At 30.6% G+C, this 11,917-nt stretch carries 18 protein-coding genes, 1 tRNA gene and 1 other annotated feature; of the genes, 1 reads left to right on the top strand and 18 read right to left on the bottom strand.

All coding sequences use genetic code 11. The features are described from left to right. Positions 1–8 precede the first annotated feature (8 nt). The 11 genes from nusB to miaA all read right to left on the bottom strand — a co-directional run bounded on the left by nusB (position 9) and on the right by miaA (position 6,266). Complete coding sequence (gene nusB, locus C7N41_RS04540; RefSeq protein ID WP_105964539.1) at positions 9–404, bottom strand: transcription antitermination factor NusB; 396 nt, start codon at positions 402–404, stop codon at positions 9–11. Further along, entirely contained in the window at positions 404–844 is a 441-nt protein-coding gene (locus tag C7N41_RS04535) for an Asp23/Gls24 family envelope stress response protein (protein ID WP_105964538.1), read from the bottom strand. The genes nusB and C7N41_RS04535 overlap by 1 nt, the downstream gene beginning before the upstream one ends. Positions 845–882: 38 nt before the next feature. Then, the gene (gene efp / locus C7N41_RS04530) at positions 883–1,446 is read right to left on the bottom strand and encodes an elongation factor P (protein ID WP_105955965.1); all 564 of its coding nucleotides are present in this window, start codon (positions 1,444–1,446) and stop codon (positions 883–885) included. A 132-nt stretch (positions 1,447–1,578) separates the two neighbouring features. After that, the gene (rpmA, locus tag C7N41_RS04525; RefSeq protein WP_105964537.1) at positions 1,579–1,875 is read right to left on the bottom strand and encodes a 50S ribosomal protein L27; all 297 of its coding nucleotides are present in this window, start codon (positions 1,873–1,875) and stop codon (positions 1,579–1,581) included. Between the two features lie 21 nt (positions 1,876–1,896). Then, positions 1,897–2,241 (bottom strand): ribosomal-processing cysteine protease Prp, encoded by a 345-nt coding sequence (locus tag C7N41_RS04520; protein WP_105964536.1) that lies wholly within the window; start codon positions 2,239–2,241, stop codon positions 1,897–1,899. Between the two features lie 14 nt (positions 2,242–2,255). Continuing rightward, the gene (gene rplU, locus C7N41_RS04515) at positions 2,256–2,564 is read right to left on the bottom strand and encodes a 50S ribosomal protein L21 (RefSeq protein WP_105964535.1); all 309 of its coding nucleotides are present in this window, start codon (positions 2,562–2,564) and stop codon (positions 2,256–2,258) included. A gap of 19 nt (positions 2,565–2,583) precedes the next feature. Next, positions 2,584–2,661: a sequence feature (ribosomal protein L21 leader region), on the bottom strand. Positions 2,662–2,761: 100 nt separating this feature from the next. Continuing rightward, positions 2,762–2,835: transfer RNA gene (locus C7N41_RS04510), tRNA-Arg, on the bottom strand. Between the two features lie 57 nt (positions 2,836–2,892). Beyond that, the gene (locus C7N41_RS04505; RefSeq protein WP_105964534.1) at positions 2,893–3,399 is read right to left on the bottom strand and encodes a hypothetical protein; all 507 of its coding nucleotides are present in this window, start codon (positions 3,397–3,399) and stop codon (positions 2,893–2,895) included. Between the two features lie 106 nt (positions 3,400–3,505). Further along, positions 3,506–4,849, bottom strand: coding sequence for a type I glutamate--ammonia ligase (glnA, locus tag C7N41_RS04500; RefSeq protein ID WP_105964533.1), 1,344 nt, complete (start codon positions 4,847–4,849; stop codon positions 3,506–3,508). Positions 4,850–4,883: 34 nt separating this feature from the next. Beyond that, positions 4,884–5,258 carry a MerR family transcriptional regulator gene (locus tag C7N41_RS04495; protein ID WP_105964532.1) on the bottom strand — a complete coding sequence of 125 codons (375 nt, stop codon included), beginning with the start codon at positions 5,256–5,258 and terminating at the stop codon, positions 4,884–4,886. An 84-nt stretch (positions 5,259–5,342) separates the two neighbouring features. Then, positions 5,343–6,266, bottom strand: coding sequence for a tRNA (adenosine(37)-N6)-dimethylallyltransferase MiaA (gene miaA, locus C7N41_RS04490; RefSeq protein ID WP_105964531.1), 924 nt, complete (start codon positions 6,264–6,266; stop codon positions 5,343–5,345). 149 nt (positions 6,267–6,415) lie between these two features. Between miaA and C7N41_RS04485 the strand changes: the two genes are divergently transcribed. Continuing rightward, positions 6,416–6,592 carry a DUF3042 family protein gene (locus C7N41_RS04485; RefSeq protein WP_105955957.1) on the top strand — a complete coding sequence of 59 codons (177 nt, stop codon included), beginning with the start codon at positions 6,416–6,418 and terminating at the stop codon, positions 6,590–6,592. A gap of 84 nt (positions 6,593–6,676) precedes the next feature. Here the strand turns inward: C7N41_RS04485 and C7N41_RS04480 are convergent, their stop codons facing one another. From C7N41_RS04480 to C7N41_RS04450, 7 genes are all read right to left on the bottom strand, one after another. Continuing rightward, positions 6,677–7,057 (bottom strand): rhodanese-like domain-containing protein, encoded by a 381-nt coding sequence (locus C7N41_RS04480; protein ID WP_105964530.1) that lies wholly within the window; start codon positions 7,055–7,057, stop codon positions 6,677–6,679. A 29-nt stretch (positions 7,058–7,086) separates the two neighbouring features. Continuing rightward, entirely contained in the window at positions 7,087–8,055 is a 969-nt protein-coding gene (locus tag C7N41_RS04475; RefSeq protein ID WP_105964529.1) for an ROK family glucokinase, read from the bottom strand. A 12-nt stretch (positions 8,056–8,067) separates the two neighbouring features. Continuing rightward, on the bottom strand, positions 8,068–8,283 hold the full coding sequence (locus C7N41_RS04470; protein ID WP_105964528.1) for a YqgQ family protein: 216 nt from the start codon (positions 8,281–8,283) through the stop codon (positions 8,068–8,070). Between the two features lie 26 nt (positions 8,284–8,309). Next, positions 8,310–9,017, bottom strand: coding sequence for a rhomboid family intramembrane serine protease (locus C7N41_RS04465; protein WP_225362869.1), 708 nt, complete (start codon positions 9,015–9,017; stop codon positions 8,310–8,312). Continuing rightward, entirely contained in the window at positions 8,986–9,513 is a 528-nt protein-coding gene (locus C7N41_RS04460; RefSeq protein ID WP_105964526.1) for a 5-formyltetrahydrofolate cyclo-ligase, read from the bottom strand. The genes C7N41_RS04465 and C7N41_RS04460 overlap by 32 nt, the downstream gene beginning before the upstream one ends. Before the next feature lie 52 nt (positions 9,514–9,565). Beyond that, positions 9,566–9,715, bottom strand: coding sequence for a 50S ribosomal protein L33 (gene rpmG, locus C7N41_RS04455; RefSeq protein ID WP_105964525.1), 150 nt, complete (start codon positions 9,713–9,715; stop codon positions 9,566–9,568). A gap of 142 nt (positions 9,716–9,857) precedes the next feature. Then, the gene (locus C7N41_RS04450; RefSeq protein WP_225362868.1) at positions 9,858–11,897 is read right to left on the bottom strand and encodes a peptidoglycan D,D-transpeptidase FtsI family protein; all 2,040 of its coding nucleotides are present in this window, start codon (positions 11,895–11,897) and stop codon (positions 9,858–9,860) included. Positions 11,898–11,917: the final 20 nt, after the last annotated feature.

The raw sequence follows: 11,917 nt of genomic DNA, 5'->3' as shown, positions 1-11,917 counted from the left end.
TTTTTTAATTATGAAATAGCGTTAGATAAAACACCATTAACGAACTTACGTGAATGATCATCGCTATATTTTTTTGTTAACTCTAAGGCTTCATTAATTGCAACCTTATTTGGAATATCATCTACATAGTAAATTTCAAAAAAAGCCATTCTGAGAACTGCTAAATCGGTTTTAGCAATTCTATTAATTGACCATCCTGAAATAAGATATTCGCTAATTTTATTATCTAAATCTTCTTTATGTTCCAAAACACCATTAACTAATTCCAAGTAATATGATGGAATTTCGTCTTGTGTTTTAGAAATAGCATGAAAGAAAAGTTCTTTATCAGTAGTATCATTTGCATTAATCGCAAATAAAGTTTGAAATGCAAACTCTCTTATTTTGTGTCTTGTAAAATTCACTATTGTTCACCCTTATTATTACTATCGTTATCATCAAATAAGTCATTTGAATCAAATTTATCGTCCGTTTTTTCAGGAACAATTCCCTCTACATGAACATTAACTTCACCTAAGTTTAATTCGGTCATGAATAAGAGTTGTTGTTTTACTTGTTCTTGGATATTTAAAGCCACTTTAGGCACGGAAACACCATAATTTAAGTAAACATAAACATCGACAATTAATTTATCATCGTCAAAATTTAATTTAATTCCCTTACCAAATTCTTTTCTACCAAATAATTCATTTACACTAGTAGCCAAAGAACCACGCATACTGTTAACACCCTTAACTTGAACAGCAGCAATACTAGCAATTATTTCTAGTACTCGTGGAGATATTTGAACATCTCCTTCTTGAGCACTTGAGTTTTTTAAAGCAATGTTATTTCCTTCTGCCATAAAGATTACCCCCAATCGAGTAATTAAATTTCAAAAAATTAAGCTCTTGAAATATAACTTCCATCAGTAGTGTTAATAATTAATTTATCATCAGAATTAACAAAGAATGGAACTTGAACAATTAATCCAGTAGTCATTTTAGCTGGTTTGCTTCCACCAGAAGCAGTGTTACCTTTAATACTTGGTTCAGTTTCTGCAACTTGAAGAGTAACTGTATTAGGAACTTCAATTCCAATTACTTCATTTTCATATTGAACAATACTTACTTCCATATTTTCTTGTAAGTAGTTTAAAGCATCTTTAATTTTATCACCAGGAACAGTAAGTTGATCATAAGTTTCCATATCCATGAAAACATATCCAGAACCATCTTCGTATAGATATTGCATAGTTCTTGAGTCAATTTGTGCTTGTTCCATTTTTGCACCAGAACGGAATGTTTTATCTTGAACTGCACCAGTTCTCAAATTCTTTAGCTTAGAACGAACAAATGCTCCACCCTTACCAGGCTTTACGTGTTGAAAACTAATAATACGCCAGATAGCATTATCAACCTTGATTGTTAATCCAGTTTTAAATTTAGCTGTTGAAATTACTGCCATAATTAAAATAATCCTCCTAATATTAACTAATCGAATAGTTATTTGTAGCACCATTACTTAATAGTATTATAACATTATATTTTATAATAAAAAAAGCCTGATAATCAGGCTTTTAATACATTATTTACTTAATTATTTAGCAACTGCTTCAGAAACAGGGTATACTGAAACTTGGCGCTTCTTGCGGCCCATACGTTCAAAACGTACAACACCATCAACTAAAGCAAATAAAGTATCGTCACCGGCACGCTTAACATTCTTACCAGGGTAAATATGTGTACCACGTTGACGGTAAATAATTGAACCAGTTGTAACAGTTGAGCCATCAGCAGCCTTAGTACCTAAACGACGACCTGCAGAATCACGACCGTTAGCAGTTGAACCTCCCCCTTTATGGTGAGAGAAGAATTGTAGATTCATTTCTAACATTGAATTACACCTCCGTACAATTTAATCGTTTATTATATTTAATTTAATATATTTTGCATAACTTTTAGAAATATCAATCATTCCATTCTCAAAGCTATGTAAAATAGCTTGAGAAGCAATCATATTATCATGATTTTTAGTATTAGGAATAGTTGCCTCCATAAAGCCACCATCAATATCATTGCTTTTAACTTTAGGATCTAAATCAGCAACTTCATTCAACCCATTTACAGTAGTAATGGATAAAACTGAAACTGCAGCACAAACTATATCCTTACCATACTCTCCTGAATCAGCATGACCAGTTATTTTAAATGAATTTATATTATCATTCAAATTATTATGAGAAATAGTAACTTTAATCATTTTATCCTCTTTAATTATGCATTGATTGAGTCAATAGTAACCTTAGTGTATGGTTGTCTATGACCCTTCTTTGAACGAGCACCCTTCTTAGGTTTGTAACGAAGAATAGTAATCTTCTTACCACGACCGTGCTTTTCAACAGTACCTTCAACTGAAGCACCGTCTACTAGAGGAGTACCAACCTTAGCTGAGTCACCACCAACGAAAACAACTTGGTCAAATTTAACCTTGTCACCTTCATTTGCGTTTAACCTTTCAACATAAATTGATTCACCTTCAGCAACTTTATATTGCTTACCGCCTGTTAAAATAATTGCGTACATAATGTGCACCTCCTTGAAATAATATGCTTAGACTCGCCGAAAATAAGCGTTCATTAATATGAAACTTAATACTCATTCCATGCGGTTGTAGCTGTGAAAGTCCACAAATACAACAACGTAAGTATACACATATTATAGTAATTAGTCAATAAAAAAACACATTACAATTTTGTAATGTGTTTTTAGAAAATAACTAATGTCGCAGAAGAGATTCGAACTCTTGACCTACGGTTTAGAAGACCGTTGCTCTATCCTGCTGAGCTACTGCGACAACAAATAACCAACAAAAATAATTATATTAAAAATATAGATAAGTGTCAACACTTTTTTAATTTTTATTAAAAAACTCTTTAGAAATATCATCAATACTTAAATTCATATCAACAATACCAAATTTATTAAAGATCTTCCATGCATATGTAAAATCTTTTTCACTATGGTTAAAAAAACTATTAATCATCATCTTTTTAATAACCAAATAAACATTGCTAAACTCTTTATCAGCTTTATTTTTAAACAGTTTATTTTGCTCGTCATCAGAGATAATAATAAGATGGTTCCAATTCTTTAAATTTGCTACTAAAAAGAAAAGATTCATGCTTTCAGTAAAATCCTTTATCATAGTATTTTTATAATTGGTAATATCAATATTCATATTAGAATTAGATAAAATACTAAATCTTTTAGAATCTTTAGCCAACCTAGATAGACTAATATCTAAATTAATATATGCCTTTTGCAATCGATTGTTTTTGTTTACAGCAAAATTACTTTTTTTCTCAGATAATCTAAAATCAGCTACTGATTTTTTTAACATTTCCTCAAAATTAAACAAAATACTCACTTCCTTCAAAACAACTTAAAATTTTAACATTAATGAAAATAAATTCAAGAAAAAAAGAGATTATAAATAAATATAATCTCTTTTAAAAATCAACATTTTAATATTGTTCCATGTATTGGTCTCTTTCCCATTCGGAAACTTGTGCACGATATGCATCATATTCCAAATGCTTAGCAGCTAAGAAACTATTAAAAATCTTCTCGCCCAATGCATGTTTCATAGTCTTATCAGAAGATAATTCTTTAAGTCCATCTAACAGGTCATCTGGTAAGTTAACAATTTGATTATCTTTTCTTTCTTGAGCATTCATATGATAAATATTTCTATCCACACTCTTTGGTGGAACAATTTCATTTCTTAATCCATCTAATCCAGCTTCTAATACAGAAGCAATTGCCATGTATGGATTAGCTGTTGGGTCAGCACTTCTTAATTCTAGTCTAGTTGCCAATCCACGAGCATTAGGAACTCTAATTAATGGTGAACGATTTGATCCAGACCAAGCTACATAAACAGGTGCTTCATATCCAGGAACTAAACGTTTATATGAGTTAACAATTGGATTACAAATAGCAGTATAGCTCTTAGCATGTTTCATTAATCCACCTAAGAAATGATAAGCAGTTTCAGATAATTGTAATTCACCGTCTTTATCATAAAAAGCATCCCCATCATTGTTAAACAATGACATATTTAAATGCATACCTGATCCATTAATACCACTTAATGGTTTTGGCATAAATGTAGCATAAAGTCCGTGTTTTCTAGCAACAGTTTTAACAACTAATTTAAATGTTTGAATATTATCAGCAGCGTTCAAAGCATCTGCATATTTAAAATCGATTTCATGTTGTCCAGGAGCCACTTCGTGATGGGCAGCTTCGACATCAAAGCCCATTTCTTCAAGAGTTAAAACAATATCTCGACGACAATTTCCACCTAAATCTAGTGGCGCCATATCGAAATAACTACCATGATCATTCAACTTTGTAGTTGGTTTTCCATTTTCATCCATCTTAAATAAGAAGAATTCAGGTTCAGGTCCAATATTAAATGAAGTATATCCTGCATCTTTCATATCCTTTAAAACACGAATTAAGTTATTACGAGGATCTCCTTCAAATGGTTCACCGTTAGTTTTATAAACTTCACAAATCACTCTAGCAATTTTGCCTCTTTCTGAACTCCATGGGAAAATCATCCAAGTTGAAAGATCTGGGTGTAAGTACATATCACTTTCTTCAATTCTAACGAAACCTTCAATAGATGAACCATCAAACATTAATTTGTTATCAAGTAAATCATCTAATTGACTAATTGGAACTTCAACATTTTTTAATGTTCCTAAAACATCGGTAAACATTAGTCTTAGGAATTTAACGTCTTCTTCTTTTACGATTCGACGAATATCGTCTTTTGAATAATCATGTTTTGTAGCCATTTAACTCTACCCCTAACATTTTGATTAGATTTAATTAAAAAGAATTATTGCCTTTAACGTCTTTTGAGTTTAAGCCACCAACGTTTAACAATTCATCAGATAGTAATCTCCTTGCTTCTTGGTCTGATAATTTGTTGCTAGAACCGCTATTAAAAGCTTCCTGCTTTCTCTGTTCATAAACATTCTTAATTTTAGAAATATTCATACCATCAGATATATAGTCTTTAATTTCCAAAATTAAATCGATATCATTTAAAGAATACATTCTTCGATTTCCCTCATTTCTTTCTGGAGAAACCAAACCTTGTTCTTCATAATATCTAATTTGTCTAGCAGTTAAATTAGTAAGTTTCATAACAGTACCTATTGGCAAAACTGATAATGAACGTCTTAAGTCCTTTTCTTTCATAAATAACTCCCTCTAATAATTTTATAATAACATTATAATTAAGTATGTCAAGTTAATATGTAACATAATATAACATGAAATTGATTAATAACTCTTTTCCCATTTAATAATGTCTTTTTTTATTGCATCAATTTGATGATTATCAGATAAAATGTCATACCATGTAACATCCATTTTATTTCTAAACCATGTAAGTTGTCTTTTGGCATAATGTCTTGAATTTTTTTTAATCAAATCTTTTACATCAGAAATCAACATATTTCCATTAAAATATTCATTAAATTCTTTATAACCAATACCTTTACATGCAGGCAATGATAATCCACCATGTTGATACAGCCATTTATTTTCTTCCAAAAGCCCTTCATCAAACATAAGGTCCACTCGTTTATTAATACGATCATATAGCAATGCACGGTTAGTATTCAAAGCAATAATATAACTATCGATTTCATTATCGTAGCTATCAGATTGGGCAGAAAACTTTTCACCAGTTTGTTTATAAAATTCTAATGCTCTAATTATACGCCTTTCATTGTTAACTGGAATATTAATTGCTGCATCATGATCAATTAAATCTAGCTCTTTCCATAAAGCATATTTACCATTTTTAAAGGCTTTTTTATGCATCAAAGTCCTTAATGAATTATCAACTGAAGAACCTGCTCCAAAATTAAATCCATCAACAAGAGACTGTAAATAAAATCCAGTACCACCAACTATAATTGGCAATTTATTTTTATTAGATATTTCTTTTATTAATTTTTTAGCATCTGATACAAAATCAGAAGCAGAATATGTTTCTTCAACATTTTTAATATTAATAAGATGATGCTTAATACCTTGTTTTTCTTTTTCCGTAACTTTGGCAGTACCAATATTTAAATTACGATATATTTGCATTGAATCTCCAGAAATAATCTCCCCATTAAATTGTTTAGCCAATTTAATAGACAAATTAGTCTTTCCAACAGCCGTTGGTCCAGCTATTATTAAAACTTTATACATAAAATCACATCATTTCGTTTAAATAATCAGTATACTCATAATAATAAATTATTAAATAAAAATAAACACAAAACTGGATATATTAGTATAAATCTTGCATAATAGAATTGTATATAACTTATACATAAACAAATAAGGAGGGTATTATGATGAAAAAATTTGGAAACGGATTCTTTCTTGGGGTATTAGCAACATTAAGTGCTGTTGTAGGTGCATTATTCTCTTTCAAGAAAACAGTTGTTGAACCTGTTGAAAATCATGAACAAAAACTTGATGAAAATAGAAAAAGAGTTTTGCGCAAACAACGTTCAGCTCACTTAAACTAAAAAATAATTTAAGGTAAAAAATAAACCTATTTAAAGTCACTCAGTAGTTTGACTTTAAATAGGTTTATTTTTATTGTAAAGCATTTATTTTTTAGTCTTACCGTTCCAATTACGATAACCACTTTTTAAGATATAAAGTTTTTTATATCCTTTTTTATTTAATAAAATCGCAGCTCGCATACTAATAGTCATTCCTTGATCATATAAGTATACAGGCAAATCAGATCTAATATTACCATAAAAGGTTTTAAGAGTTGAATATGGCATGCTTCTTGCACCCAAGACATGTCCAGCATCAAAATCTCTAGTTTCTCTAAGATCAATTATTTGGCCACGATGACTACCCTTTTGAAATTCATCTTCACTAACTATTTTAGCAGCCTTTTTAGCTCTTAACCTAGTTGAAAGATTAATAGCAAAAAACACTACAATAATTAATAAAACTATCATAAGTGAAGAAATCATTATGATTCCCCCTAATTAAATTATTTGTTTTAATTTTTGGCATTTCTTAAAGCTAATGATCCAGCACCAATAACTCCAGCATCATTACCTAATTGAGCTAAACGAATCTTGGTAGAATCACGAACTGGTCTAAATGCATTTTCTTGGAAATATTTAGTAGTTGGTTGTAATAAAGTATTACCAGCGTTTGAAACACCACCACCAATAACAATGTTGCCTGGATTTAATGTATTACCAACGTTAGCTAATGCTAAACCTAAGAAGTAGCATACACGATCTACAACTTGATTTGCAAAAATATCACCATTATCTGCTAAGAAGAAAACAATCTTAGAAGTAATTTCTTCCCCATTAATAATCATTTCTTTAAGTCTAGAATTCCCAGTGAATTCAGTAGATAAACTTTTAGCAACATTAACTACTCCTGTAGCAGAAGCGTATTGTTCTAAACAACCTCTTTTACCACAAGTACACATAAATCCGCCAGGTTCAACGGTAATATGACCAATTTCACCAGCACCACCATTAACACCATGTGCTAGTTCTCCATTGATGATAACACCACCACCAACACCAGTTCCTAAAGTAACAAATACTACATCAGAATCTTTACTACCAGCACCTTGCCAATATTCTCCAAGAGAAGCAACATTAGCATCATTGTCTACTGAAAAAGGAAGTCCTAATGCTTGTTCGATTTGATCTTTAATATTTTGAGTAGTCTTCCAATTTAAATTATAAGCACCAACAACTGTTCCATTTGCACGATCTACTGAACCTGGAGTTCCCATACCGATTCCTACAAAGTCATCGATTTTATGATCAGAGTTTTCCATTTTTTGAGTAATAGACTTAATAATATTGGGAACAATTTTACTTCCGTTAGCGCTTACATCTGTAGTAATAGCCCACTTATCTAAAATTTCACCGCTATCAGTTAAAAATGCTAACTTTGTAGTAGTTCCTCCTAAATCAATTCCAATCAACTTACGTACCATTGTAGATTCCTCCTAAATATTGTTATCCTTAGTTTTATTTTCTTCGATTCTATGTTCATGTTTCAAAACTAATTTAGCCTGTAAGAATTCTTCTTTAGTTATTACTTTGGATTCATGTAAATGGTCTAATTCTAAAGCCATTACTTCAATGTCCCATAGTCTTTTACCTACATAAACATAGATACCAAATTTTTTTAATAATTGCTGCACATCATACAACGTATTCATTGTCCCACATCCTAAAAAAAAATGCACTAATTATTTGACATATATCCAGTCTTTAGACAAAAAATTACTATAATCATTAATACTACAAAAGATAATATTTTTTTAGACTTATTCATTTTATAATTTGGAATACCTATAAAATATGGTATAAAGAATCCGCCAATCAATCCGCCTAAATGTCCAGCTATATCAATACCTGAGCTTAACAAGTCAAAAACGATATTAACAATTATTAATAATAAAAAGCTTTGTGACATTTGTCTAACCGCAAAGTTATCACGAAAGTTTTCACCTAACATTAAAAATACACCAAATAATCCAAAGATGGCAGTACTTGCACCTGCACTTAATCCACTTGAAAATGCAAAGCTTATAATATTACCCATTATACCTGAAAGCATAAAAATAGTTAAAAATCTGATATGCCCAAATATTTTTTCAATTTGAATTCCAACATAGTACAAACTAATTCCATTCATTAGTATGTGCAAAAAGCCAAGATGAATAAATATTGGCGTAATAAATCTCCACCATTCACCATAATATATAATTAGTGGCTTAATCATAGCGCCATTAGTAATAATTAACTGGCTCGTATTAGTTAAAAGCCCAAATAGGTAAATAAAGGCCATTATAATTAATATAAGTTCAGTGAAAAAAGGCCTTTCATCCATTTTTCTGTAAAAACTTGAATTTTTCAATTCAATATATAATTGTTTTAACTTTCTGATCAAAATCATCTACTTTCCAAATTGGTTGACGATATATTTGTTCTGGAAGCCCTATAGAAATAGTATGACCCGAATATTTCTTTAAAATTCGATCATAAAAGCCTCCACCAAAACCTAATCGATCGCCAGTTTCAGTTGAAAAAGCTATTCCTGGAACAATAATTAATCCAATATCGTTTATAGGAAAGCTCGATCCTCCAACTGGTTCATATATACCAAAAGAACTTTTTTTTAAAATAGTTTTTTCATCACATTCAATAAATATCATAACATTTTTAGAAATAACTTTAGGAATTAAAATTTTTTTATTATCTCTCAATGCTTTTCTGATAATTGGTTTAGTATCAAATTCAAAAGGTAAGCTCATAGTTATAGCTATATAATTACTGTTTTTCCATTCTAATCTACTAAATAAATTATCATATATTTTATATAAACCATTATGATTATTTGCTTTCAAACTATTAATAATTTCTTTTCTAATATCAGATTTACTCATTTATATATTACCCCAAGATATAAAAAAAGGATTGGGCTTTAAACCCTAATCCTTATTTTGTTTCACGATGTAATGTAACTTTTCTTTGACGTGGACAATATTTCTTTAATTCCAAACGGTCAGGATTGTTACGACGGCTCTTAGTAGATAAGTAATTACGTTCGTGACATTCTGTACATTCTAGTGTAATGTGTACTCTCATTAGTGTTACACCTCCAAATTTACTTTATTTATAATTTATAGATATAAACAACTGTCAACTTTTAATATATTATCATTTTTTTAGCGATTTGACCAGAGTTTATATAAATATTGTTAAGGAAAATTACTTAACACCTATATTTTTATTCTAAACCTTTATCTGATTGGACATATTTCCAATAAGCAGCATATATTTGTTTAGCTAAATTAATATTATTACTTTCAGCATCATCTGGCAAATTAGGAATAGCAAGTGCAACAACAACTTGTGGATTCTTAGATGGAGCAAATGAGCCTAAACTTAAAGTAACTGTACTTTGTTTATCATAAAATGTTTGAGCAGTACCCGTCTTAGCTGATACTTCAGGTTTAATTTGGTTCAAATCAATACCTGTTCTATATTGACTTGTTCCATGCACAACTTTATAAAAACCATCTGTAACGACTTTTCTTTGTGCCGGGGTCATATCTACCTTATTTAAAATATCAGGTGTAACTGAGTACTTTATTCTGCCCAATTTACCATCTTTATTAGAAGCCCTAATATTTTGCACTACATGTGGTTTGATTCGATATCCTCCATTAGCAATGGTAGAAATATATTGAGCCACTTGCATTGTTGTATAACCATCATAGTTACCATATGATAAATCAAGTGCTTTACCAATATTAGAGAAACCTCCAGGTCCTTGTATTCCCTTAGTTTCACCAGGTAAATCAATTCCAGTTTTAACACCTAAGCCAAATTGATTAAAGTAACCTCTTTCAATATTAAAAGCATCTGGATTCATAGTTAGTGGAGCTCCAGAAAAGTAATGGAACTTGGCTTCTTTCATAGCTAACTGCATCATATAAGAGTTAGATGAAACTTCAAGAGCTGTTGAAGCATCAACTGGTAAATTGGCTGAACCATTGTGATTAAACCATGAACTCTTTTTAATGCCACCAGTTAAAATGGGCTTGTCAGTTAGTGTTGAATTAGTCGGAGTAATCACATTATCCATTAATGCTCCTGATACTGTGGCCCCTTTAACTACAGAACCCATTGTAATAGCACTATTAATTGTTCCTAGTGCATTTGGAGTTAATTTACCAGTTTTAGGATTTCTATTAACTCCTCCCATACCTACAACAGATCCATCTTTTGGATTCATAACAACAGCATATGCTCCAGTAGAATTACCAGACATTTGAGCATTTTCTACTAGCGATTGTAGTTTCTTTTCAAATTGAGAGTTAATGGTTAATTGAAGATTATCTCCTTTTTGGCCTCCATATTGTTGTACTGCTTTATCTAAACTGCCACTCTTAATTAAAGTCTGAGATTTAGATCCTCTTAGTGCTGGTTCATATTCTTGTTCTAAGTAACTTTGACCAACACTATCATTTCTTGAATAACCTTGAGATAACAAAGTATTAATCCGATCAACTGGCAATCCCGTCTTTTCAGAAGAAACTGTTCCTACAACACTTTGAATAGCATTACCATTAGGATATTCTCTAGTCCAACTATTACCAATTTGAATTCCTGGCATATCTGTTAGATGTTCTCCAACCTCAGATAATTCTTTATTAGTAACCCCAGTTGTTTTAATAAAGGTTGTTGACAATTGGTATGCACCACTCATTTTTTGAAAAATAGTAGCTGCATTTTTATAATTATTAATATTATTATACATTTTATCAGCTTGTACTTTATCAAGAGATGCATTGTATTGAGTATCTGGAGTTGAATTAGCAGGCAGCTTCAACTGACTTTCAACTGCTTTTAAATTATCGGGATTAGATAAATAATATTCTGCCGCTTGTCTAGATGTTAATGCACTAGAGTCTACATGCAAATATTTGCTTAATTTGTTAGCGATGTTATAAAGATCATTAGTAGTAACCCCTAATTCTTTGGTATATTGAATGGCTTGATGAGCTTTATTACCAACTAAAACTCTCCCAGATGAATCATAAATCATCCCTCTTTGCACATTTCCATACTTAATAGAGTTATCAGATCTATTAACTTCTGCTTTATATTGATTTCCATTAACAACTTGTAGATATGCTAATTGAATCACCAAAATAATAAATAAGGCTCCAACAATAAATAAAATAATATTTAAACGAAAAGGAACCCTCGAATTAATATTCTTGTCTTGGTGATGAAATATTTTTTTAAGAAAACTATTCAAGGTTCTCAAAGCTCCTTGCT

Origin of the sequence: Apilactobacillus micheneri (genome assembly GCF_002993975.1) — a bacterium.
Lineage (GTDB): Bacteria > Bacillota > Bacilli > Lactobacillales > Lactobacillaceae > Apilactobacillus > Apilactobacillus micheneri.
Note: the sequence above shows the minus strand (reverse complement) of the source record. Positions and strands in the feature narration are given on the sequence as shown.

Bases quoted from the DNA above. Each gene is read 5' to 3' on its own strand.
- C7N41_RS04535 (WP_105964538.1), bottom strand. From the start codon at position 844: ATGGCAGAAGGAAATAACATTGCTTTAAAAAACTCAAGTGCTCAAGAA.
- efp (WP_105955965.1), bottom strand. From the start codon at position 1,446: ATGGCAGTAATTTCAACAGCTAAATTTAAAACTGGATTAACAATCAAG.
- rpmA (WP_105964537.1), bottom strand. From the start codon at position 1,875: ATGTTAGAAATGAATCTACAATTCTTCTCTCACCATAAAGGGGGAGGT.
- C7N41_RS04520 (WP_105964536.1), bottom strand. From the start codon at position 2,241: ATGATTAAAGTTACTATTTCTCATAATAATTTGAATGATAATATAAAT.
- rplU (WP_105964535.1), bottom strand. From the start codon at position 2,564: ATGTACGCAATTATTTTAACAGGCGGTAAGCAATATAAAGTTGCTGAA.
- glnA (WP_105964533.1), bottom strand. From the start codon at position 4,849: ATGGCTACAAAACATGATTATTCAAAAGACGATATTCGTCGAATCGTA.
- C7N41_RS04495 (WP_105964532.1), bottom strand. From the start codon at position 5,258: ATGAAAGAAAAGGACTTAAGACGTTCATTATCAGTTTTGCCAATAGGT.
- miaA (WP_105964531.1), bottom strand. From the start codon at position 6,266: ATGTATAAAGTTTTAATAATAGCTGGACCAACGGCTGTTGGAAAGACT.
- C7N41_RS04485 (WP_105955957.1), top strand. From the start codon at position 6,416: ATGAAAAAATTTGGAAACGGATTCTTTCTTGGGGTATTAGCAACATTA.
- C7N41_RS04480 (WP_105964530.1), bottom strand. From the start codon at position 7,057: ATGATTTCTTCACTTATGATAGTTTTATTAATTATTGTAGTGTTTTTT.
- C7N41_RS04475 (WP_105964529.1), bottom strand. From the start codon at position 8,055: ATGGTACGTAAGTTGATTGGAATTGATTTAGGAGGAACTACTACAAAG.
- C7N41_RS04470 (WP_105964528.1), bottom strand. From the start codon at position 8,283: ATGAATACGTTGTATGATGTGCAGCAATTATTAAAAAAATTTGGTATC.
- C7N41_RS04460 (WP_105964526.1), bottom strand. From the start codon at position 9,513: ATGAGTAAATCTGATATTAGAAAAGAAATTATTAATAGTTTGAAAGCA.
- rpmG (WP_105964525.1), bottom strand. From the start codon at position 9,715: ATGAGAGTACACATTACACTAGAATGTACAGAATGTCACGAACGTAAT.